At 45.3% G+C, this 22,860-nt stretch carries 21 protein-coding genes; 13 read left to right on the top strand and 8 right to left on the bottom strand.

All coding sequences use genetic code 11. The features are described from left to right. The first annotated feature begins 266 nt into the window (after nt 1-266). The 8 genes from cysK to CS898_RS04920 all read left to right on the top strand — a co-directional run bounded on the left by cysK (nt 267) and on the right by CS898_RS04920 (nt 8,000). Entirely contained in the window at nt 267-1,154 is an 888-nt protein-coding gene (cysK, locus tag CS898_RS04955) for a cysteine synthase A (protein ID WP_099208325.1), read from the top strand. Beyond that, nucleotides 1,151-1,672, top strand: coding sequence for a serine O-acetyltransferase EpsC (epsC, locus tag CS898_RS04950; protein WP_099208324.1), 522 nt, complete (start codon nt 1,151-1,153; stop codon nt 1,670-1,672). The genes cysK and epsC overlap by 4 nt, the downstream gene beginning before the upstream one ends. Before the next feature lie 175 nt (nt 1,673-1,847). Then, a complete protein-coding gene (locus CS898_RS04945; RefSeq protein WP_099208323.1) occupies nt 1,848-3,419 on the top strand; it encodes a sensor histidine kinase in 1,572 nt (523 codons plus the stop codon). Next, nucleotides 3,391-3,993 (top strand): response regulator transcription factor, encoded by a 603-nt coding sequence (locus CS898_RS04940; protein WP_099208322.1) that lies wholly within the window; start codon nt 3,391-3,393, stop codon nt 3,991-3,993. The genes CS898_RS04945 and CS898_RS04940 overlap by 29 nt, the downstream gene beginning before the upstream one ends. A gap of 108 nt (nt 3,994-4,101) precedes the next feature. Beyond that, entirely contained in the window at nt 4,102-4,740 is a 639-nt protein-coding gene (locus CS898_RS04935; protein WP_099208321.1) for a hypothetical protein, read from the top strand. Between the two features lie 72 nt (nt 4,741-4,812). Then, nucleotides 4,813-6,036, top strand: a complete 1,224-nt coding sequence (locus tag CS898_RS04930) for a hypothetical protein (protein ID WP_009430197.1) — start codon at nt 4,813-4,815, stop codon at nt 6,034-6,036. Then, entirely contained in the window at nt 6,033-7,124 is a 1,092-nt protein-coding gene (locus tag CS898_RS04925) for a hypothetical protein (RefSeq protein WP_009430702.1), read from the top strand. The genes CS898_RS04930 and CS898_RS04925 overlap by 4 nt, the downstream gene beginning before the upstream one ends. An 18-nt stretch (nt 7,125-7,142) precedes the next feature. After that, entirely contained in the window at nt 7,143-8,000 is an 858-nt protein-coding gene (locus tag CS898_RS04920) for an ABC transporter ATP-binding protein (protein WP_009430436.1), read from the top strand. A 35-nt stretch (nt 8,001-8,035) separates the two neighbouring features. Here CS898_RS04920 and CS898_RS04915 read toward each other — a convergent pair whose 3' ends face one another. Then, complete coding sequence (locus CS898_RS04915; RefSeq protein WP_009432008.1) at nt 8,036-9,247, bottom strand: BaiN/RdsA family NAD(P)/FAD-dependent oxidoreductase; 1,212 nt, start codon at nt 9,245-9,247, stop codon at nt 8,036-8,038. Between the two features lie 124 nt (nt 9,248-9,371). On the opposite strand from CS898_RS04915, the gene pepT reads away from it, so the two are divergent. Then, complete coding sequence (pepT, locus tag CS898_RS04910) at nt 9,372-10,580, top strand: peptidase T (RefSeq protein ID WP_099208319.1); 1,209 nt, start codon at nt 9,372-9,374, stop codon at nt 10,578-10,580. Nucleotides 10,581-10,629: 49 nt separating this feature from the next. Here the strand turns inward: pepT and CS898_RS04905 are convergent, their stop codons facing one another. Then, entirely contained in the window at nt 10,630-11,430 is an 801-nt protein-coding gene (locus CS898_RS04905) for a nitroreductase family protein (protein WP_234976023.1), read from the bottom strand. 122 nt (nt 11,431-11,552) lie between these two features. Between CS898_RS04905 and CS898_RS04900 the strand changes: the two genes are divergently transcribed. From CS898_RS04900 to CS898_RS04885, 4 genes are all read left to right on the top strand, one after another. Then, nucleotides 11,553-13,358 carry an ATP-dependent helicase gene (locus CS898_RS04900; RefSeq protein ID WP_099208317.1) on the top strand — a complete coding sequence of 602 codons (1,806 nt, stop codon included), beginning with the start codon at nt 11,553-11,555 and terminating at the stop codon, nt 13,356-13,358. 232 nt (nt 13,359-13,590) lie between these two features. Next, entirely contained in the window at nt 13,591-15,714 is a 2,124-nt protein-coding gene (gene nrdD / locus CS898_RS04895; protein ID WP_099208316.1) for an anaerobic ribonucleoside-triphosphate reductase, read from the top strand. Beyond that, a complete protein-coding gene (gene nrdG / locus CS898_RS04890; protein ID WP_099208315.1) occupies nt 15,714-16,211 on the top strand; it encodes an anaerobic ribonucleoside-triphosphate reductase activating protein in 498 nt (165 codons plus the stop codon). Before nrdD ends, nrdG begins: the two co-directional genes overlap by 1 nt. A gap of 239 nt (nt 16,212-16,450) precedes the next feature. Beyond that, on the top strand, nt 16,451-16,642 hold the full coding sequence (locus CS898_RS04885) for a hypothetical protein (protein WP_099208314.1): 192 nt from the start codon (nt 16,451-16,453) through the stop codon (nt 16,640-16,642). A 52-nt stretch (nt 16,643-16,694) separates the two neighbouring features. On the opposite strand, the gene tkt is transcribed toward CS898_RS04885, so the two are convergent. The 6 genes from tkt to CS898_RS04855 are packed head-to-tail and all read right to left on the bottom strand — an operon-like array spanning nt 16,695 to nt 22,857. Then, the gene (gene tkt, locus CS898_RS04880) at nt 16,695-18,671 is read right to left on the bottom strand and encodes a transketolase (RefSeq protein WP_099208313.1); all 1,977 of its coding nucleotides are present in this window, start codon (nt 18,669-18,671) and stop codon (nt 16,695-16,697) included. Beyond that, nucleotides 18,646-19,440 carry a WecB/TagA/CpsF family glycosyltransferase gene (locus tag CS898_RS04875; protein ID WP_099208312.1) on the bottom strand — a complete coding sequence of 265 codons (795 nt, stop codon included), beginning with the start codon at nt 19,438-19,440 and terminating at the stop codon, nt 18,646-18,648. Before CS898_RS04875 ends, tkt begins: the two co-directional genes overlap by 26 nt. A gap of 1 nt (nt 19,441) precedes the next feature. Then, a complete protein-coding gene (gene csaB, locus CS898_RS04870; RefSeq protein WP_099208311.1) occupies nt 19,442-20,536 on the bottom strand; it encodes a polysaccharide pyruvyl transferase CsaB in 1,095 nt (364 codons plus the stop codon). After that, nucleotides 20,529-21,839 carry an O-antigen ligase family protein gene (locus tag CS898_RS04865; protein WP_159459128.1) on the bottom strand — a complete coding sequence of 437 codons (1,311 nt, stop codon included), beginning with the start codon at nt 21,837-21,839 and terminating at the stop codon, nt 20,529-20,531. The genes csaB and CS898_RS04865 overlap by 8 nt, the downstream gene beginning before the upstream one ends. Next, nucleotides 21,829-22,347 (bottom strand): hypothetical protein, encoded by a 519-nt coding sequence (locus CS898_RS04860; protein WP_099208309.1) that lies wholly within the window; start codon nt 22,345-22,347, stop codon nt 21,829-21,831. The genes CS898_RS04865 and CS898_RS04860 overlap by 11 nt, the downstream gene beginning before the upstream one ends. Before the next feature lie 15 nt (nt 22,348-22,362). Beyond that, the gene (locus CS898_RS04855; protein WP_099208308.1) at nt 22,363-22,857 is read right to left on the bottom strand and encodes a DUF4330 domain-containing protein; all 495 of its coding nucleotides are present in this window, start codon (nt 22,855-22,857) and stop codon (nt 22,363-22,365) included. Nucleotides 22,858-22,860: the final 3 nt, after the last annotated feature.

The raw sequence follows: 22,860 nt of genomic DNA, 5'->3' as shown, positions 1-22,860 counted from the left end.
TTAAAAATTCTTTCCTTTTTTCTAAAAAAATGTTTTTAAAGTCTAGCTCTTGGGTAGAAAATAGACTGATTCGGTTTTACCTGTGCAAAGCTAGGAGGCTATGATGATTCTTTTTTCTATCCAAGTGAAAAATCAAAAGATAAGCCTTTGTTGTTCTATGAAAATTTCATAGAACTCTTTTGCATGGGCCGATCTATTGTATCGTTTAAAAAGTGTGGAATGTAGCTGGCCTACATTCCTTTTTTATTTTAGAAAGGAAGGTTAATATGACCAAAATTTTAAATACCATCGGAAAGACCCCCCTTGTCCAACTCCAAACAATCGGGGGAGGAAGAATTTTTGTCAAGGTGGAAAAATCCAACCCTGCTGGATCCATTAAGGACCGGCCAGCCTACCAAATGATCCAAGGGGCCATTGAAGAGGGTCTCTTAAAGCCCGGAATGGAAATTGTGGAGCCCACTTCAGGCAACATGGGTATTGCCCTGGCCCTTATTGGTAAGGTCTTGGGTTACCAGGTCAACCTGGTCATGCCCCGGTCCATGAGTATAGAACGCCGTAAGCTCATGGCAGCCTATGGGGCCAAGATTATCCTGACCGGAGATGGGGGTATGAAGGCTGCCTTGGAAAAGGCCCAAGAAATGGCCCAGGATGACCGTTACTATATGCCCGGACAATTTGACAACCCCCTAAATGTCCAAGCCCATATCCTCCATACTGGACCTGAAATCTTGGACCAAGTTCCTGACATCCGGGGTTTTGTAGCCGGAATTGGTACGGGGGGTACTGTGACAGGAGTGGGCAAGGTCCTCAAGGGCCAAGACCCCTCCATCCAGGTTTGGGGTTTAGAACCTGCTGAATCTCCCCTCCTGACCCAGGGAAAAAGTGGCAGCCATAAAATTCAAGGGATTGGGGCCAACTTTGTTCCCTCCATCCTAGACCAAGACCTCCTGGACAAGGTAGTTACTGTTAAGGGGCAAGAAGCCCTGGATATGGCCCAAAGACTGGCCAAAGAAGAAGGCCTCTTTGTGGGAATTTCTTCTGGGGCCAATGTGGTGGGAGCTCTGAAGCTCTTAGAAGAAGTGGATGGTCCCGTGGTTACGGTCTTAGCTGATACTGGGGAACGCTACCTGTCCACAGACCTTGTGGAATTATGATTTCCTATTTGAAAAGGCTTAGACGCTACGGAGACTTTATCTATGACCTGGACCCAGCTTGTAAGAGCGTCTTTGAAGCCATCTTTCTCTACCCCGTTGTCCGGGCCATGGTTGCTCACCGGATTGCCCACTATTTTTACCAAAAGGACCATCCCCTCCTAGCCCGGTGGATTTCCCAAAGAGCCCGAAAAAGAACAGGCATTGAAATCCATCCTGGGGCCTCTATTGGGGAAAACTTATTTATCGACCACGGCATGGGGGTGGTGATTGGGGAAACAGCCCAAATCGGCAACCGGGTCCACCTCTACCACAATGTCACCCTGGGAGGAACGGGTAATGAAAAAGAAAAAAAGAGGCATCCTACTATCGGCGACGACGTCCTTGTTGGGACTGGGGCCACTATCTTGGGTCCTGTAAAGATTGGGGACCGGTGTAAAATTGGAGCCGGTGCCCTGGTTTTATCCGATATTCCCCCAGACCACACAGCTGTAGGAGTACCGGCAAAAATTGTCCGATAAGAAAAATTTTTACTTTATATTGAACTTATAACAATAGGAAGAAGCTTCTTCTTCCTATTGTTATAAGGACTTTAAATAAAAAATTCTTTCTATAAATCTAGACAAAAGTTAGCTGCATTTTTCTTTTTAATCCAGTATGATAAGAATAAAGAAAAAGTAAAATGTGGAGGAAGTCATGAAGCAAATTTTATCTTATAAAAAACCAATCTTACTTTGGGCTCATATTATCACCCAATTTTCCCTATATTGGTTTTACTTAATCTTTGTTAAAAAAGAATCCAGTAATCCCCACATCTTAATCCTATCCAGCTTTTTTTCCCTCACAATTTTTATTTCTTTTTTCATTCTTTTAGAAGAGCGGGAGAAAACCTATATTTACAGGGTTTGTACAACCCTCCTATGGATTCCTCTTTATTTTATCTTAGAAGACATCCTCGTTTCTTATGTCCTAAACAACCTTCTGCTTCTTCGGTATTTTTTTATCTTTCAACTTATTTTTTCCTATATGGATATTATTTTAGAAGGCCAATATCATTTTAACTTCTTTCGCCTTGGAACTGTTCTCTTCTTCCTAATAATTTTTCTTTTATCAAACTTCTCCTCTCTTGATGTCAATTTTTTGTTTCTATGGATTTACTTTCTCCTTTGCTTATTTCCCCTCCTCTTTTTTCTCATCAAAAGAAAAGATATTGACGATCGGGGGCTTTATAGTTATCAACTTATGATTTTAACTTCTAGCTTCTTAGCCCTCTATTTATTAGGAAGTTTTTATTTCTCCTCTTTTTGGAATTATTTAAATAATTTTGAGGAATTCTATATGATGAGCGTTTTGGCAGGAGTTTTAATTTATTTGCTAATAAAATCTTACCACTTATCCTTCAAAGACTTCTCTTCTCCCTTAAAAAAATGGATCCAAGTCTGCTTTCTTCTTTTCTTAATTCTTTTTATGGTTAATGGCTTTCCAAGTAATTTTTTCCAACTCTTCTTCCTGGCTTTTTACTTAAGTGCATTTTTTGTCATGATTTCTTCTTATTTCAATTACCAAGACCTCAGCCAGCAAGATATTGACAGTCTATTAGACAAGAGCAAAGAAAACCTCTTACTAGATAAGTATGCCCAACTCTATGCCGAAAAAAATACTCGTTTTCTCCATGATATGATTCTGCAAGATAACATCCTCTTGCAAAAATTAGTCCAAAGAGCTCAGCCTTTTGAAGAAAAAGAACAAATTCTAGCAATTCTCTCTAGCAATATCAAAAAAATTCGCCAAGAGTTAAATGCTTATGACCCTATCTTAAATCCCAGGGAAAGTTTAAATAACACTTATTATCAGCTCATTAAGGACTTGGAAGACAAGTATCAAAACCAGGGCATTTTAATCGACTTCACTTGCCCTGATGATTTCCTCCTTCCTGGTCCCTATGACCGCTTTATCTACAAAATTCTTTATGAACTCGTCAGCAATCTTTTTAAACATGGCAAGGGATTCTATACAGAAATCCAACTCGAGGAAAAACAAGAGCAAATTTTTTTGTCCATGGTGAACTATGGGGATTATTTGGACAAAAATTTCGGTCAAAAATCTAGCACAGGTTTAAAGTTATTGACCTTTGAGACCAAACGACTGGGAGGTCACTTTACCATGAAGGAAGGCCAAAATCAAGAAGAAGGCTACCTGGCTTTTTATCTAGACCTCCCCATAAAAAAGGAGCGAATCCATGAAGATTATGTTAATCGAAGATCATAAAATGTTGGCCCAATATTTAAAGACAGATTTAGAATCCAGCGGAGAAATCCAAGTGGATATTCTAGAAAATAGGCAGGAGCTCAAAAAAAAATTAAAAGAAGAAGCCTATGATTTATTTCTCGTTGATATTAACTTAGATGGCTTAGCTAAGGGGGAAAATGGCCTAAAGTTAAGTGAAACTTTAATCCGAGAATATGAAAGCAAGGTTTTAATTTTAACCGGTTATAATCTGGATTACTACCAAGAAAAAGCAAAAGAAATTGGCTGTTCTGGTTTTATTTCCAAGGAAGAATCTGCCCAAAGTCTTTTGAATAAAATTCGAAATGTTTGCTTGGAAAATAAAACCTACTTCCCTCCTAAAAATCATCTTCCAGAAAAATTAACAGAGACAGAACTAAAAATTCTCCGCCTCTATGCTTCAGGAAAATCTCGGAAAGAAGTTGCTAAAGAGTCTTTTATGTCCACCTCCTCCTTGGCTGTTCTTTTAAACCGTATCTACAGCAAGTTAGAGGTTAAAAATTACCAGGAGATGGTTCAAAAAGCCAGAGAAATTGGCTATATTGACCCCTTTTAAGAAGAAGTGTCTAAGACCTTCTTCTTTTTTTCGGAAGATTTCGGACAAAAGTTAACTGTTTTTGATGAGTTTCTCCCCTATAATCAGAGAAAAAGGAGATGTATTCTAATGAAAAGTAAAAAAATAATCCTAGGCCTTCTCGTGGTCCTAATTATTCTAGCTTCTGCCCTCTATCTGAAAAAAGAATCCACCTATTCCCTGGTTCAAGACCAAGCAAAAACCGAAAATTCTCAAGGACAAAAATCGGAAAATCCTGACGGCCGAAGTCTTGAAGACATTGCTGCAGATAAAAAAATTGCCAAACAAAGGGCAAAGAATAGAAAGGATTGGTTAGAAGAAGGTTGGGCCGGATCTGTTAAAAGAGGTGGAGACATTGTTTTAGGGCCTATAGACTCTCAAAGGACCGAAGGCTTGTTTGCAGATTTAAATCAAGCGACTGAAAATTATATTGAATCAAAACCAGATGTTTATCCTCCAAGAGAGGACGGTCACGAGAACGACCACAATGCAGATTTGGTCTTTATGCAAACTGTAGACTATCGAGTAGTTGACTTAATTGGCTCCATTCCTTTAGACAAACGAAAGGGCCCAATCCAAGGTCTTAAAAACGAAGAACTCTTTGCCTATGAAGCCAGACGGTTGGATGGCAAGTATGATGAGCTCATCCTGGCCAAACCCCAGGGACAAAAAGAATGGAGAGTAGTCTTTGCCGGGTCTTACTATGACTTAAAAAAGGCCCTTCAATAAAAGAAAAGCTTGGAAAAAAGGGAAACAATGACGACTACATTAAGACAAGTATACACAGGGAGCTGAAAACCGATGTTTGCTATAACAAAACTGGAATGTAAAAAAATCTTTACTAAGAATAATCTTCTCATTGCCTGTCTATTTCTTCTAATTTGCTTGGCCAAGATGCTTCCCTATGGTCAATCTCTAGACATGGTCTTAGACGAAGAAAACTTTGGATCTGGCCTTTCCTATTGGGCTTTACTGAAAAAAGAAGGAATTAAATACGATGGCTTTTTAACTAAAAGTCAAATGAAAAAAGTTCGCTCTCTCTATAGGCAAAGTAAAGAAAAAGACTTTGTTGAAGGCAGGCGGTCTGAAGAAAAGGACCTTGGTTTAAAGTTGGTTTACCCCTTTCAATGGCTCGCGGAAAGTTTGAATTTTCCCACTAGTAATGGAATCCAAGACTTTTCCATCCAGATGAGCGACCAAGAGATTGAAGGTTTTTATCAAGACCGTTTAAAAGCCATAAACACTTGGATTCATAGGTCGGACCATGCCTATAGCCAGGCCCAAGTTCAAAGTATCTTGCACCAGGCGCGTCAGGTGAAACGGCCTTTTTACTATGCTTATAATGAAGGCTGGCGGTATATGCGAGACTTTCTCCACATGACTTTTTATCTGTTTTTAATCTATTTAGTCCTGGCCCTCTCTGCCCTAACTTCATCTGATGATAAGCAGGGATTTACTGAAATGGACCTACACACGAAAAAAGGTCGTTTTGGTCTTTACTTGGCAAAGCTAAGAGCAGGAGAAATTTTTGCCAGTTTAACCTATCTGGCTTACCTAAGCTTTTTACTGGTCTATCACTGGATGATTTACTCCCTCCACGGAGCCAATGCCTCGATAGAATTTTATTCCAGCCCAGCTATTTTTAACCTCACCACCTGCCAGGGCTTTTTCCTAGAGGCCCTATCCGGGTATTTTGCTAGCCTGGTCATGGTCAATATTATTCTTTTTGTCTCCATGTTTTTCCACAATACAAGGGTGTCTCTTGTCCTTTTAACTCTCATTTTAATTTACCTGAATAAGTGGGCGGCCTCTCCCCAGCCCTGGGCCAATACCCTCGCCTTCTTTACGCCGCAAAATTTTGTCCGCTACAACTTTTCTCCTTCTAAGCTTTTAGTTCTTAAAAACCATGTCTTTCCCTATACTTTGACAGCTTTTCTCTTATCCTTGGTCTACATTTCTATCAGTCGAATCTTCGCCATACCTTTCATGAACCACTACTACTTAAAAGGAGGGAAGGGAAAATGAAGTATTTATTAACAGTCAACCGAAGAAGGATTCTTCCCTTCTCCTATCTTTTGGCCCTCTGTCTATTTTTATTGGTTTCTTCCATTTATTTCATTAAGGAAGAACAAAATCAATACTTACAAGGGAGCTTCCATGTAGAAATTTCAGATGGGACAGAATATCGCTATCTTATGGATCAAAAATGGTACGACAATGAAGAAGCAAATCGATTAATAAGTAAATACAAACTCCCCCAAGAACATTTGGCAAAAGAGGAGGTTGCTATTAAAGACTTTTTATTTGTTGAAAGCTTAAATGATGCCCTCCTCCAAGGGAAAAAGCCTTCAACACAGGATTTTTTTGACTACCGAATGGACTTAATCAAAAAGACCTACCAGGATAATACCATAAAAAATTTGGACAAAATCCTCATTGGCTATTGTGAAGGCTGGAAGGTTCTTCTCCGAAATTTTAATAAAATTTTCTATGCAGTCCTTCTAGCTTTGGTCCTTCTTCTCCTTCCCGTTATGAAGGAGGATGACCGGCTCAAAACTAAGGACCTGGTGGAAGCCACTCTTTATGGGAAGGAAAAGCTCTTTGAAGCTCGCATCGTGAATAGTCTAGAAATTGGTCTTTTCACCTATCTCGGTGGAGTTTTCCTCTTTTCCCTCCTGGTATTTTTTATTTATGGAAGAGATGGCCAGTACCTCTTCATTCAAAATTCTAGAGAGTTTTTTCTCTTCCCCATCCAGGTCACCTATCTTCAGTATTTTATCTATAAACTTTGTAACGGTCTTGCACTAACCCTTTGCTTTGTTCTCCTCTTCCTTCTTTTGGGAGAATTAGTAGAAGACACCAAGCTTTCCTTCTCCCTTGTCCTAGCCTATGTCTCTATCCATTTCTTACTCCACTCCCTATGGACTTCCCCGTCTTCCAGGAAGTTTCTTCTTTTGTCTCCCCTCTCTCTAATCAACATCGAAAACTTTAATTCTAGTTTATCCTATCACAGTTTACAATCCTATTACCTAGATTCTCTAATCTTTCCTCTCCTCTTCTCTATTATCTTATGGATTGGTCTGTTTCTTGGGAAAAAGAAGTCTTTCAGCTAGCAATAAGGAGATTTTATCATGTTAAAAATTGAAAACTTAAGCAAAAATTTTGGAAAAAAGGTCGCTCTTTCAGATATCAATTTAGAATTGGATTCCGGTATTTATGGTCTTTTAGGAGATAATGGAGCTGGAAAATCTACCTTAATGCGGATTTTAGTCGGTGTAGATAAGCCAACCAGTGGTCAAATTTATTACCAAGAAGAAGATATTTCTCAGTTGAAAGAAAAATATCGAAGCCTTTTAGGCTATATGCCCCAAGAATTTGCTATTTTCCCTCGTTTTACTGCCTATGAATTTTTAACCTATATGGGCGCCTTAAAGGGGCTAAGCAAGGCCCAACTAAAAGAAAAAATCCCCCAAGTTTTATCTTTTGTAAACTTAGAGGATGTCAAGGACAAAAAAGTATCCAATTTTTCCGGAGGAATGAAACGAAGAGTAGGTATCGCCCAGGCTATCCTCAATGATCCAAAAATTCTTATTTTAGATGAGCCAACGGCAGGTCTAGACCCTGGGGAGAGAATTCGATTTTCAAATATCCTATCTAATATGTCCAAGGACAAAATTATTCTCTTCTCTACACATATCATTTCCGACATTGAAGCCATTACAAAAAATATTATTATCTTAAATGATGGAAAAATTAGAGCAAAAACTACATCCGATATACTCGTTGATAAAATGGGTGGAAAAATTTTTGAAAAGTACATTCCCTTCCAAGCTCTCAAAATCTATGATAAAAAAGTTCATATTATTCGAATGCGTTATGAGGAAAAGGGATTAAAAATTCGATATACAGGAGAGTTATTAGAAAATTCTGTTTCCGTAGAGGCTACCCTTGAAGACTACTACATTCTTCATAAAAATCAAAATATCTAGGATTTGAAAATACTTCTCCTCAAAACCTTTAAATCCTATTTTTCTTCCTCTAAAATTCCCTGGGCACAAGCCATGGCTGAGGACCAGGCCCATTGGAGGTTGTAGCCCCCACAATCTCCGTCCACATCCAAAAGCTCCCCTATCATGTAGAGGCCGGGATGGATCTTGGACTGGCAGGTCTCATCCACTTCCAGGCCCGACACTCCACCACAGGTTACCTGGGCTTGGTCATAGCCCATGGTCCCAGTCATGTCCATTTGGTAGTGGGCCAGGAGCCGCCAAAATCTTTCCAGGTCTTGGTAGGCCAGGTCCTGTAAGGGGGTTTCCTTGGAGAGGTCCAGGCTCTTGGCCAGGACATGGATGAATTTTTTATGGACCAGGCCCTCTAAAAATTCTTCCAAGCTCAGGTGGTAGTATTGGTAGGTCCTTTCCTGGACATAGGTGTAGACTTGGTCCAGGTCCTGACTTCCATTTAAGAGGCTGAAATGAAAGCTGACCTTTTTCCCCTCCCTAAAGGCCAGGTTGGCCCTCCGGGACAGGTCCAAGACTGGAGGTCCTGACAGACCGTAGTTGGTGATTAAAATTTCCCCAGACTCTTGGGCCAGCTTTTTCCCATCCAGGTGGACTTCTAAGAGGCCTTCTATTTTAACACCTTGGAGGTGGTTTAAAAAGGGGTCCTGGGTCTTGACTTGGACAATGGCAGGAAAGGTTGGAGTGACTGTATGGCCCAGGCTTTGGGCCAACTTGTAGCCTTGGCCCCGGGACCCAGACTTAGGCATGGCCCGGCCCCCAGTGGCCAGGACTACCCTATGGAAGAATTCTTCCTGGCCCTCCTGGTCTCTTAGGATAAAGCCCTTTTTTTCAGGTCGGATGGCTAGGATTTCTCTTTGGCAAAAAACCTGGTTATTTTCTTGGACCCGGCGTCTTAAGATGTTGACCAGGCTGGAGGCCTGGAGGGTCCTGGGATAGATCCTTTGCCGGTGGTCAGCTAGGGTATCCAAGCCCAGGAGGCTAAAATGGTCCAGGACTTGGTCCTGGCCGGCCCTTTGAAAGACGGCCTGGATTAGGTCCTTATTTCCATGGAAGTGGCCCAGGTCCATGTCTTGGTTGGATAGGTTACAGCGGCCGTTACCTGTCACCAATAATTTTTTCCCCACCCGGTCTTTTCCTTCAAATACAGTGGCTCCCGGCAGGAGGCTGGCTAAAAATAAGCCCCCGGCTCCGCCACCAACAATTGCAATTTTCACACCATCACCTCTTTCAAACTGCTTCTATCTTACCATAAAGTTCCGGGAAATTTTTCCCCTATCTTGTAATTTTCTAAAGTACATTTTACAATAGAGTCATTCAAGGAACAAGAAAGGAGTCCCTATGCTAAAAGAACGATTTTTAAAGTATGTACAAGTCTATACAACTTCCTCGGAAGAATCCACCACTTCTCCCTCCACCCACCAGCAATTTGACCTGGCCCACATCCTCCGGGATGAATTGCTGGACCTGGGCCTGGAAGATGTCAAGGTCAGCGACCACTGTATTGTCACAGGCAGCCTTCCCGGATCTTCCAAGGAAAGCCTGGGCCTCATTGCCCATATGGACACCTCCCCGGACTTTTCCGGTCAAGGGGTCAAGCCCCAAGTCATTGAAAACTATGACGGAGGCCCCATCCACTTAAAGGGAGCCGACCTAACCATGGATCCCAAGGACTTCCCAGACCTAAAAGACCTGGTGGGAAAAACCGTCATTACTTCCGACGGCACCACCCTTTTAGGGGCTGATGACAAGGCTGGAGTGGCAGCCATTATGGAAGTCTTGGCCTACTATGTGGCCCATCCCGACATCCCCCGTCCCACTCTTAAAGTGGCCTTTACTCCCGATGAAGAAGTAGGTCGGGGGACTGAAAATTTTGACGTTCAAGACTTTGCCTGCGACTATGCCCTGACTGTAGATGGAGGGGGTCTGGGAGAATTTAGCATTGAAAATTTCAATGCCGCTTCTGCCACCGTCACCATCCAAGGCTTGAACATCCATCCCGGGTCTGCCAAGGACAAGATGGTCAACGCCCTGGACATTGCCACGGACTTCCACCAAGCCCTGCCAGTGGCCCAAAGGCCCCAACACACAGAGGGTCGGGAGGGCTTTATCCACCTCCACACCTTTTCCGGTACCATTGAAGAGGCCCAACTCAACTACATTATCCGGGACTTTGACCCAGACCTCTTCCAGGAAAAAAAGGACCTAATCCAAAAGCTAGGGGACTTTATGGCAGAAAAGCACCATAGTCAAATTCAAGTAGAAATCAAGGACTCCTACTATAATATGAAAGAAAAGCTGGACAAGGTGGACTTTTTAATCCAAGAAGTCCTCAAGGCCATGGAGGAAAATTCCGTGCCTGTCCGCTTGGAACCCATCCGAGGAGGCACTGACGGGGCCATGTTATCCTATATGGGTCTCCCCTGCCCCAACCTCTTTACTGGTGGTCACCACTTCCACGGCCGCTATGAATGTATTGCCCTAGAAGACCTCCAAAAGGCCCGGGATGTTTTAATCTCCCTGGTGGCCTCCCTGGGTCAAAGAAAATAGGCATAAAAAAGTCCTCTCCAAGGAGAGGGCTTCTTTTTATTTTCAAATCTTATAGGGAATAAGATCCAAGATAGAGGTAGTTTCCTTCCATGGAAAAACCATCTTCAATAACCCATTCTTTTTGAGTTCCAAGAGTTTTCATCATTTCTTGGAAGTAGAACATCATAAGACCACAGTCTACTAGGGACCGGTTGTCTTCCTTGCCAGTAACCATGTAAAGTTTTACTTGGCTTCCTTCCAAGACAAAACGCCAGGGTTGGGCGTTCTTATGACTTGGAGCGTAACGAACGGAAGAAAATACATCAAAGAGGCCCAATTGGTCCAGGGTATCTGGACTAGCTGGTGTATCGAAATCATTTTCAAAGACAAATTCCCTTACTTCCATCCGGGCACTGTGTTTTTCTGGTTCAAAGAGTTTCTTTTTTCTTGGATAGCCCAGGGCGATGATGTAGTCGATTTCTTTGCCGTCAGTTCCAAAGGCTTCTTGTTTTACTTGTGGGTCCACATGGTCCAAGGTGATCCAGCAGGTTCCAAGGCCCAGGTCAACCAAGTCTGTGTTGATTTGTTCCAGGGTGTAGCCAGTTTTTAATTGGTCTTTTGCTTCCCGACCAGCAATGGTCATGGATACATAGTGGGGAGCCTTGATCATTACACCAGAATAGCCCGCCTTTCCTTGTAGCCGGTCACAAACCACTTGGCCATTTTGGAAAAAGTTGAAAGAAATTCCTGCTGCCTTGCAGTTGGTGTTTCCTCGGTCTACAATATTTTGAACCCTTTCCAGGTCCTTTGCAGATAGGTCTTGGTCCTTATATTCCCGGACAGATTTTCTCTCTTGCAAAAAATTTGTCATTACCATTTGTATTTCCTCCCAATCCATTCTTATCTAAGTTTAAATTACTTACTTGTTATTATACCCTTTTTGCAAACCTTTCACAAGGACCATGATATAATAGACTTTGATAGGAGGTAAAAATGAACTTTACTGAAGCCCAACTCGATGCCATCCACCATACCCAGGGTCCCGCCCTGGTTTTAGCTGTTCCCGGAGCAGGTAAAACCACCGTTTTAATGGCCCGGCTAGCCCGGCTCATAGACCTGGGCTACCCAGCTGAAAAACTCTTAACCATTACTTTTTCCAAAAATGCCTCCCTGGATATGAAAAAGCGCTTTCGAGACCTCTTTCCCCAACTGGAAAGTCCCCACTTTATGACCATCCATGCCCTGTGCTTTCAAATCATCCGGCAATTCCACCCCCAGGCCAAGAGCCTCCAGGTCCTATCCGACAAGGACTATAAGATTCGCCGGGACCTTTTGACCCAAGCCTACCTAAGGCACAGTCAAATCATCCCCTCGGAAGAAAAAAGAGACCAGTTCTTCCAGGAACTTTCCCGGGCCAAAAACCTCATGATCCCCTTTGACTCCTATGTCTTAGACAAGGAGTGTAAGACAGCCCGCTTCCATTTAATTGCCCTAGACTATGAAGCAGCCAAGGCCAAGGCTAAGCTCATTGACTTTGACGACATGTTGGTCCTGGCCCTGGACCTCCTAAAGAAAAAATCCATTGCCAAAAAAGTCCAGGGGGCCTTCGACCTGGTCCAGGTAGACGAGGCCCAGGACACCTCCAGCCTGCAAATGCAGATTATTGAAAAAATTGTCTCCAAGGGGGAGATCTTTTTGGTGGCTGACGACGACCAGTCTATCTACGGATTTCGGGGAGCCCAGCCCCAGGACCTTTGGGCCTTTGAAAGGGACTTTGGAGCCAAAAAATACTATTTGGAAGACAACTTCCGGTCCTCTGACCAGATTATCCACCTGGCCAAGACCTTTATCCGGGCCAACAAGTCCCGTTATGAAAAAAATATGCTGGGCCACAAGGGCCAGGGCCTGAATGTCCAGCTAGTGGACCTGGCCCAACCCCAGGACCAATACGACTTTATCAAAAAACAGGTCAAGAAAAATGCCCGGGCCGCTGTCCTCTACCGAAATACCGTCTCCTCCATGGGCCTGGTCAATGCCTTTTCCCAGGAAGACTTTTCCATCCGGCAAAAGGAGTCTAGGTTCTTCCGGCACCCCATCCTCTATGACTTGCTGGCCTTTATGGACCTGGCCCAAAATCCCAAGGACCAGGAGGCCCTCTCCCAAATCTACTACAAGATGCGGGGCTATCTTTCTAAGAAGATGCTGGCCCAGGCCAAAAAATCCCATGGCAATGTCTTTTTGGCCATGGCCTCTACTCCAGGCCTCCAGGACTTTCAAAAAAGAACCATCTATGAAGTCAAAGAGGATTTTATCCACCTGAGTGCCTTGAGTCCCTGGCAGCAGGTCCGTTTTATCCTAAAGGACCTGGAATATGACCAATATCTCATGGACCTCCACAAAAAATCCAAGGCCAGCCTAGACCAGCTCTACTCTGTCTATAACCACTTTATGGAAATTGCCAAGGACTGTAAGAACCCCACAGACTTTAAGGGGAGGCTGGCCTTTTTAAAGGACACCATCCTCCAGGCTCCCACAGACAGCCCCTTGACCTTTTCCACCATTCACGGAGTCAAGGGCCTGGAATTTGACCAGGTCTTTATCCTGGACCTGGTCAACGGAGAATTTCCCAGCTCCCAATCCCTGGACGACCCCATGCTCTTGGAAGAAGAAAGACGGCTCTTTTACGTGGCCATGACCCGGGCCAAGAAGGAGCTCTACCTCCTAAGACCCAAGAGGATTTTTTCCATGCCTACGGACAAAAGTCTCTTCTTAAAAGAAGTTGAGCAAATTCGGACCTGACCATGCTCTTTTCCCCTCCCTTTTTCGGGAGGGGATTTTTTTATGAAAAAATTTTTCATCTCCAAAGCCTTTAAAGTCCTTGCTTTAAGTTTTACCAATTACTATATCCTGTTATTTTTCTCAAAATGTATTGCATATTACCACTATATATAGTATTATGTAGGAGTGTTTGATAGGGGTGTTAAATACGTTTTGTCGGTCGTAACTAACGTGTATTTTAAGGGAGTTAAAAATGTTACAAGTAATCAAAAGAAATGGAGACCTGGCAGACTTTGACAAGGAAAAGATTAAAATTGCCATTGAAAAAGCCATGCACTCCAGTAATGGTGTCTTTGTGGACCAACAGGCAGGCTTGATTGCCGATGAAATTGAAGCCTATGCTCATCAACTGGATAGTCAATTGACTATTTACGACATTGAAGAACAAGTCTACTACAAGCTCTTGGAAAACAAAAACCCCGCCACAGCCCGGGCCTATGAGTCCTACCGGTCTGTCCAAGCCTATAAGCGGGAGCAAAACACCACAGACAAGGAAATTTTAGGCCTGTTAAATTCCACCAATGACGATGTCATGAATGAAAATTCCAACAAAAACGCCGTCATTGCCTCTACCCAAAGAGACCTCATTGCCGGAGAAGTCTCCAAGGATATTGCCAAGAGGAAAATTTTACCGGCAGATCTGGTGGAAGCCCATGACAGTGGCGCCATCCACATCCACGACTTGGACTATATGATCCAACCCATCTTCAACTGCTGCCTGGTCAACATGAAGGACATGTTGGACAAGGGAACTGTCGTCAACGGCAAGATGATTGAAAGCCCCAAGTCCTTCCAAGTGGCCTGTAATGTCATGACCCAAATCATTGCCCAAATTGCCTCCAACCAATATGGGGGCCAATCCATCAACATTGCCTGCCTGGGTAAGTACCTCCGCAGGTCCTATGAAAAAAATCTCAGCCTGGCCCTAGAAACTTTAGGGGATGTGGTCCTAGCTGAAAAAATGGCTCAGTCCATGACCAAAAAGGACCTGGAAAGCGGCATCCAAACCATCCAGTACCAAATCAACACCCTGATGACCTCCAATGGTCAAGCTCCCTTTGTCACTCTTTTTATGTACCTGGATGAGGAAGACCCCTATATTGACGAAGTGGCTCAAATTATTGAAGAAATCCTAAGACAAAGAATCAAGGGTATTAAAAACGACGCTGGCGTCTATGTCACTCCGGCCTTCCCCAAGCTCATCTATGTCTTGGACGAAAACAATGTCCACAAGGACTCCAAGTATGCCCATTTAACCTCTCTGGCCATCCACTGTACTGCCAAGAGGATGTATCCCGACTATATCTCCGCCAAAAAGATGCGGGCCAACTACGAGGGCAATGTCTTTTCTCCCATGGGTTGCCGGGCCTTTTTACCCCCCTGGAAGGACAAAAATGGCCACTACCAATTTGAAGGCCGCTTTAACATTGGAGCCTGCTCCATCAACCTGCCCCAAATTGCCATTTTGGCCTCTGGGGATGAGGACAAGTTCTTTAAACTCTTAGACAAGCGTCTAGACCTGGTCCGCCGGGTGGGCCTCATCCGCTACGACCACTTGAAAAATGTCCGGTCCGACAGCTCCCCCATCCACTGGCAACACGGGGCCATTGCCCGGCTGGGCAAGCACCAGCCCATTACTGACCTACTCCATGACGGCTATGCCACCGTTTCTTTGGGCTATATCGGCATCTACGAAGCCAGTATGCTCATTAAAGGAGTCTCCCATACAGACCCCAAGGGTTACGACTTTGCCATGAAGATCATGGACCACCTAAACGATGCGGTCAAGAAGTGGACCCAAGAAAGCGACATCAAGTTTACCCTCTATGCCACCCCAGCAGAATCTTTAACCAACCGCTTCTGTAAGATTGACAAGGACCGGTTCGGGTCCATTGAAAATGTCACCGACAAGGGCTACTATACCAACTCCTTCCATGTGGATGTCCGGGAAAAAATCACAGCCTTTGAAAAGTTTACCTTTGAAGCCAAGTTCCAAGACCGGTCCACTGGTGGCTGCATCTCCTATGTGGAAATTCCCAACATGAGCCACAACCTAGAAGCCCTGGAAACCATTGTCCGTTTCATCTACGACAATATCCAATACGCCGAATTTAACACCAAGTCCGACTACTGCTCCCAATGTGGTTTTGACGGAGAAATCAAGCTCAACGACCATGACCAATGGGAGTGCCCCCAATGTGGCAACACCGACAAGGCCACCCTGTCTGTGGTCCGTCGGACCTGTGGCTACCTGGGAGAAAACTTCTGGAATGACGGCCGGACCAAGGAAATCAACAGTCGGGTTCTCCACATCTGATGCGCTACGGACAAATTCGCCAGTACGATGTGGCCAATGGCCCCGGCATCCGGACTTCCATCTTTGTCACCGGTTGCCGCCACCATTGCCCCGACTGCTTTAATCTAGACTACCAGGACTTCCAGGCCGGAGACCCCTGGACAGACCAGGAGACCCGGACCCTGCTTTCCTACCTCCAAGACGACCTGGTCCAAGGCCTGACCATTTTAGGAGGGGAACCCTTTGAGCACTGCCAGGCCCTAAGCCGGCTCTTGGAAGAAATCAAGCAAGAAGTGGACAAGGAAATTTGGATCTACTCGGGCTTTCTCTACGAGGACCTGGTCCAAGACCCCCAGGCCCGGACCCTGCTTTCCCTTTGCCATGTCTTAGTAGACGGGCCCTTTATCCGGGAGAAAAAAGACCTAAGTCTCCGCTTTCGTGGGTCCTCCAACCAAAGGATTATTGACCTGAAAAAAAGCCTTGGGTCCAGTGAAATTTTTCTATGGGAAGAAGAATAAAAAACAAGACAGCAGTTAAGAGTGGAGATTTCTTAACTACTGTCTTATTTTTACTGACATTTTGCTTTTATAGGGGAATTTAAACCACCATGAAAATAGTTTACCTTATGAACTTGTTTTTTTCTTTTTTAGTTGTATACTTAAATCAAACTTTGATCGAAGTTTTTAGGACTATCTCTTTTCTTATTTAAGGAAAAAATTAAAGGAGCATCAAATGAAAATATCTTTAGGTGATCAGTATGACTAAAAATCTTGCCACCACTATCAATGTTCTTGTGTCCATTTTATTGATTTGGCTCAATGTAACCTTTCTTACGCCCCATCTCAATGGATGGCAAAGATGGCTTTCTTACCTTGTTGTAGCTTGCATTATCACTCTTTTGAGTCGAAAAATTGATCATTCTGTCCAAGACAATGAAGAAGAACTTTAATCTTTGCAGATAAGAAAAAACCAGGCTTCCCATTTTAGGGGCCTGGTTTTTCTTATCTTCCTAAATAGTCATGAATTTCTTTTAAAATATCTTCCTTGGTCATCTTGAAGTAGCTAAAGACTTCCTTGCCAGGGCCTGAAGCGCCGAATTCGTCAATACCGATGTTCATGCCTTGGAAGCCAGTAAACTTGGCCCAGCCCATGGTGGATCCAGCTTCAATGGACACCCGTTTTTCAGCACTTTCCGGCAGGACTTCCTTACGGTAGTCGGAGGATTGGGCTTCAAAAACTTCCCAGGATGGCATGGAAACCACCCGGACTCCCAGGCCTTCTTGTTTCAATTCTTGGGCCACTTCTAGACTCAAGGCCACTTCAGATCCTGAGGCTAAAAGGATGAGGTCTAAGTTTCCTTCTTCTTTTAAGAGGACATAACCACCCTTCATGGCCTCCCGGCTGGTTTCTTTTAATTCGGGACAGGTTTGTCGACTGAGAGCCAGGGCCACAGGAGTCTTGGTTAGCTTCAAGGCACAAGCCCAAGCTGCTGCCACTTCTGTGGTATCGGCAGGCCGGAAGGTAATAAAGTTTGGAATGGCTCTTAACATGGCCAGTTGGTCAATGGGTTGGTGGGTGGGTCCATCTTCTCCTACCCCAATGGAGTCATGGGTAAAGATAAAGGTGGAGGGGATACCCATAAGGGCTGCCAGACGAAGTTGGGGTTTCAGGTAGTCAGAGAAAACCAGGAAGGTGGCCCCATAGGCCCTAAGGCCTCCATAGACGGACAGGCCATTGACAATGGCCCCCATGGCATGTTCCCGGATACCGAAGCCAATGTTGCGGTTTTGAGGACTTGTGGGGCTCATGTAGCCTTCCCCATCAATAAAGGTCTTGTTGGAAGGAGCCAGGTCTGCAGACCCTCCCAGGAAGTGAGGCACTTCCTTGGCAATCCGGTTTAAGATCATACCGGAAGATGCCCGGGTCGCCTTGTCGCCTTGGGCCGTCCAAAAGTCGTCCTTTTCCAAAAAGTCCAGGTCCAAGTCTCCGGACCAAACTTTTTCTAAAGCGGCATAGTCCTCTGGATATTTTTCTTGGTAGGTCTTACAGAGGTCAAGCCATTGGTCGTAGTCTGCATTTTTCTTGGCAATAATTTCTTCTTGGGCCTGGTAGACTTCCGGAGCAACGCTAAAGGCCTCTTGGCCTTCCATGTGGTAGAAGGCCCGGGTTTTTTCAAGACCTTCCGCTCCCAGGGGTTCCCCATGGGCCTTGGCAGAATCTTCCTTGGGACTGCCGTAGCCAATCTTGGTCTTAATTTCAATAAAGCTGGGTCCCTTTTCTTCCTTGGCCTTGGCAATGGCTGCCCGGATGGCTTCTGTATCGTTGCCGTCTTCTACCTTGGAAACGGACCAGCCCAGGGCCCGGTAGCGGCCAGCTGCATCTTCTGTAAAGGCAATATCTGTAGAGCCCTCGATGGTGATGGCATTGGAGTCGTAAAGGACAATGAGCTTGTCTAATTTTTGAGTTCCGGCAAAGGAAGCGGCTTCATTGCTGATGCCCTCCATTAAGTCTCCATCCCCACATAGGACATAGGTATAGTGGTCAATGAGTTTGATGTCTTCCTTGTTGTAGACAGCTCCCAGGTATCTTTCTCCCAGGGCCAGGCCCACAGCCATGGAAATTCCTGAACCCAAGGGGCCTGTTGTCACTTCCACTCCCTGGGTGTGGCCATATTCTGGATGGCCCGGTGTCTTGGACCCCAGTTGGCGGAAGTTTTTTAAGTCCTCCAGGCTCAGGTCAAAGCCAAAGAGGTGGAGCAGGCTGTAGAGCAAGGCGGACCCATGACCGGCAGACAGGACAAAGCGGTCCCGGTTGGGCCAGTTGGGATTTTTGGGGCTGATATGTAAAAAGTCAGACCAGCAGGTATAGGCCATGGGGGCTGCTCCCAGAGGAAGCCCCGGGTGGCCGGAATTGGCCTTTTCAATGGCATCCACACTCAACATTCGAACCGTATCAATTACCTTTTGATTCATTTTCATTGAAATCCTCCCGAACAATTTTTACTGCATTCTTCTTTGTTATTACCTGGATTAAAAACTTGGGTATGGCCAGTTGCCTTTTCCAGCGACTGGGGTTTTTTATCAGCCGGTAGAACCACTCTAGGTGGAGGCGGATAAAAATTTCCGGGGCTCGTTTTTGTTCCTTGGCCAGGATATCCAAGACCCCTCCATTGCCAATCCAAACCCCCCGGTCCAGTCTTTGACTGGCCTTGTGGATAAAGACCTCCTGGACGGGAAAGCCTAGGCCCACAAAGACGATATCTGCTTGGAGCCTTTGAATTTCTTCAATAATTTCTTCCTCATCCTGGGTCAAGTCTTGGTCCAGAGAGCTTTTTTCATAGTAGCCATGGTGGCTTCCCACCACCACTAGGCCGGGATAGTCCTCTTCCATCTCTTGAGCAGCCCTTTGGGCAATGCCCTTTTTGGCTCCCAGGAAGTAGACCTTGTAGCCCTCCCTTTGGGCTATTTGCAAAAGATGGATACTGACATCAAAGCCTGTAACCCTTTCTTCCAAGGGAATTTTATTTATCTTGGCCCCCATAACCAAGCCAATGCCATCAGCTAGCCTGAGGTCTCCGGAATTTAAGAGGTCCCGGATCCAGGCCTTGTCCTTGGCCTCCATGACAATTTCTGTATTTGGGGTGTAGATTCTCGTTTTCTTCCCTTGGGCCAAGGCCTCCTCCAGGTAGGAGTCTACCTGGTCCATACTGAGGGCCTGGACCCGGCTTCCAAAAAAGGAAACTTCCATCTTATTCCTCCAATAATTCTTCTAGTATCTGCCGGTTCTCGTCTGTCTTTTCCTGCAAGATCTTTTTCTTTTCCTGCAAAAAGTCCACAACTTCTTGGTTGTTTATAACCCCTTCTACTTCTCTTACCACATCTTCCACCTTAAAATCGTCAATATGGAAGCAGGCTTTCATGTCCAGGTCCTTGGCCAGGCCGTCCACCTTGGGGTCGTAGCTAATGGGGACAGTGGGAATGGTCCTGGAAATTCCATAGATCAGGCCGTGGAGCCGCATGGGGATAAAGGCCTTGAGGCAGTCCACACAGGCCAGCATTTGGGCCACAGAAATCTTTTCGTCGATTAATTTTACCCGGCTCAGCTGGTCTGGGTCCAGCCCCTCCATCAATTCCTTAAAATAGTCCGCATCATTGGGATAGAAAAGTGGCAAGAGCAGGAGATGGTGGCCCCGGTCCAAGAGACTGGTCATGAGGTCTTGGAAGCGGTCCTTCAAGTCCTGAGGTTGGGGCCAATCCCTAAGGGCTAGACCAATATAGCCCAGGTCTGGGTCGATGCCCAGGTGACGGAAGAGGTCTTGCCTTTGGGACCCCTGGATGGGGTTGAGCTTGTAGACCGGGTCGGCTGTCACCTTGATCTTGGGCTTGTGGACTCCGATTTCCTGGACAAAGTCATAGGACATTTGGTCCCTAAGGGTAATCATGTCCACCCGGTTTAAGACTCGGGCTGTCAGCCAACGGTTAAAGGATGACTTAATGGGGCCAATGCCATTGGCCAAGAGGTAGACCTTCTTTTTAAAGAACTTGGCCAGGACAATCAAGCCCAGGTAGTAGTAGAGACTCCGGGTAGAGGTAACATCCTGTAAAAGAGACCCTCCACCGGAAATTAAGATGTCGCAATTTTTAATGGACCCAAAGACGTCTTTTAAGTAAAAACGGTCTACAGCCTTGACCTTGTAGTGGCGGCTGGTTTTTTTTGGGTTGTTGGACATGACGGTAATATCGAATTTTTCATCGGCTCGGACATCCTTTAAGATGGCCTCTAAGATGGCATCATCTCCACTGTTGTCAAAGCCGTAATATCCGCTAAAAAGGAGTTTAGTCATAGGCTTCCTCCTTTCTTTCTACTTTGATTAGGCTATAAATAATAGCAATCAAGAGCCAAACCGTCAGGGTGATTTTTGTCAGATAGAAGATATTTTCGAAAATACCGTGGACAAAAATCCCAAACAATCCAGCCAAGGCAGCTGCTCCTAAGATCCTTATTTGTCTGTCGTTTGATTTAATTAAATACTTGTGGGCCTGGAAGAAAACCACTGTCATAAAGACCAGAAAAACTAAGAGGCCGAAAAGGCTCATCTCCGCCGTCAATTCCAAGTAGGTATTGTGGGCATGGAAGGTGGGATAGATCTGGTTGTAGTTTTCATACATGGCCTTAAAGGGCAGGTGGCCTAGGCCCAAGCCCCAGGGGTGGTCCTTAATGATGTCCAAGCTGGACTTCCAAATGGTCAGTCGGTAGACTGTGGAAGTGTCTTGGAGGTTGCGAATGCTCTGGATCCGGTTGATAAAACCCTGGGGAGCCAGGTAGACCAAGGCAGCCAGGCCTGGAATGCCCAAGAGAAAGAGTCTTTTCTTTACCAGGAAGAAAAAGAGGGCCAGGCCAGCTATGAAGCCTAAAAGGCCTCCCCGACTCAGGGTAAAGAAGAGAGAAATACAGGCCAAAAGAAAGATTCCCCCGTAAAAAATCTTGGTCTTGTCCTTCTTGGCCGACCAGGTAAGGCCCAGGGCCAGGGGAAGGACCATAACCAGGTATTCGGCAAAGACATTGGGGTTGCCGAAAAGAGAATAGACCCGGACCCGGACATTGGGATTATTTTCCACATCCACCCAGTCCTTGGATAATTCCGCCCCAGTAAAAATCTGGCTGACTCCGTAAAGAGAGAGAATCCCCATCCCGGCCACCAGGGCAAATAAGAGGATGTAGACATCCCTCTTACTTTCCACCAGGGATACCATGGTTAGAAAGAGTAAAAAGCCTCCAGTATGGATGGCCAGGTCTCTTAGGCTTCCCTGGACCAGGCTGCTGGTAAGAGTAGCCACCAGCAAGAGGACCATCCAAAGATAGACCATGGCATGACTGGAGTCATAGGTCAGATGGATTTCCCTCCGAAAGAAAGAAAAGACCACCAGTAAAAGGCCGTAGCCCAAAATCAAGACCAGGCTGGCCAAGTCGGGCAAAAAACCGTAGGAAAAAATCACCAGGGCCAGGGCTGCCAGGGGGTGGAAAAAACTCCCCAGGACAAAAACCAGGCCCAAGATGGCAACAAAGGCTAGGGATTGCCGGGTGAGAAGGGCCAAAAGAACAAAGACCAGGGCCACTAGGCCGTTGACCAGGACTTTATTTTTCATGGTCATCCTCCTCATAGATCAAGTCCTTGGTCCAAAGAAGCCCCCGGGCCAGGACAGATTCCCTGGCCAATCGAATCCAGGTCTGGGTCAAGGCCAGGCCAAGACCCAAAAGGGCCAGAACCAGCAAAAGCTTCCTAGGTCTCAATACTCCTAAAACCAGGGACCAGAAAAACAAGGTCCAGCCCAGGCCGCAAAGGCCTTCCAGGGGGTCCTTAAATTGGCTGGCATAGGCCCCTAAAAGAGAGGGACCCCTAGCAGATTTTCGCCAATTCGTCAGCCTTTCCCCTCCCCGATCCAGGCCCCTGTAAAGGCCAGAAAGAACCTGGTTAACATAGGCTCCATCCATGGACTTTTTCCCCAAGCGAGCCAGGAAAGACCCTCCTAAAACTAGGGAAAGACCCTGACCCAGCTTGGAAAAAATCTTTTGAGAGATTGATTTTTCATAATAGGCATTTAAAAATCCAAGAAGGGCCCGGATCCGGTAGACAAGCACACTGTTTTTCAGCATGTCTGACCCTCCTTCCTAGTTTCCCTTGTGGAGGACTGACATGTCAATGCAGGTTCCATAAAAGGTGTTTCTCTTGGTCTTTAACCGGTATTCACTTCCTACCCGCATGGCTTCTCCCCCGACAGTATAGGCGTCTTGGGACTCAATATAGTCCACCTTGACCTTGAGATAGGCTTGGTATTTATCGGGAACAGGAGCTTCAATCCATTGGCCTTGGTAGTCCAGTCGGTCGGTATAGGGTTCAGACTTTACCTCTTCAATACTTCCAACCAAGCCCCCCTTGTCATAGTGGTAGATTTGGTCTCCCAGGACCATTTGGTCAATGGATAATTGCCGGACATTGGTTACCATAAAGGTTACGGTTCCTTCCTTGGTCCCCTCAGCCACTGGCATCTTATGTTGGTATTTTTTGACCCCGCCAACAATGGCAAACAGAATAATCAAGATAAATAAGAGGTCAATGATATTAATCAGGCCAAACAGACGGCCCTTTTGGTCTATAATCTTCAAACT

This window comes from Urinicoccus timonensis, from assembly GCF_900232945.1.
Taxonomy (GTDB): domain Bacteria; phylum Bacillota; class Clostridia; order Tissierellales; family Peptoniphilaceae; genus Urinicoccus; species Urinicoccus timonensis.
Note: the sequence above shows the minus strand (reverse complement) of the source record. Positions and strands in the feature narration are given on the sequence as shown.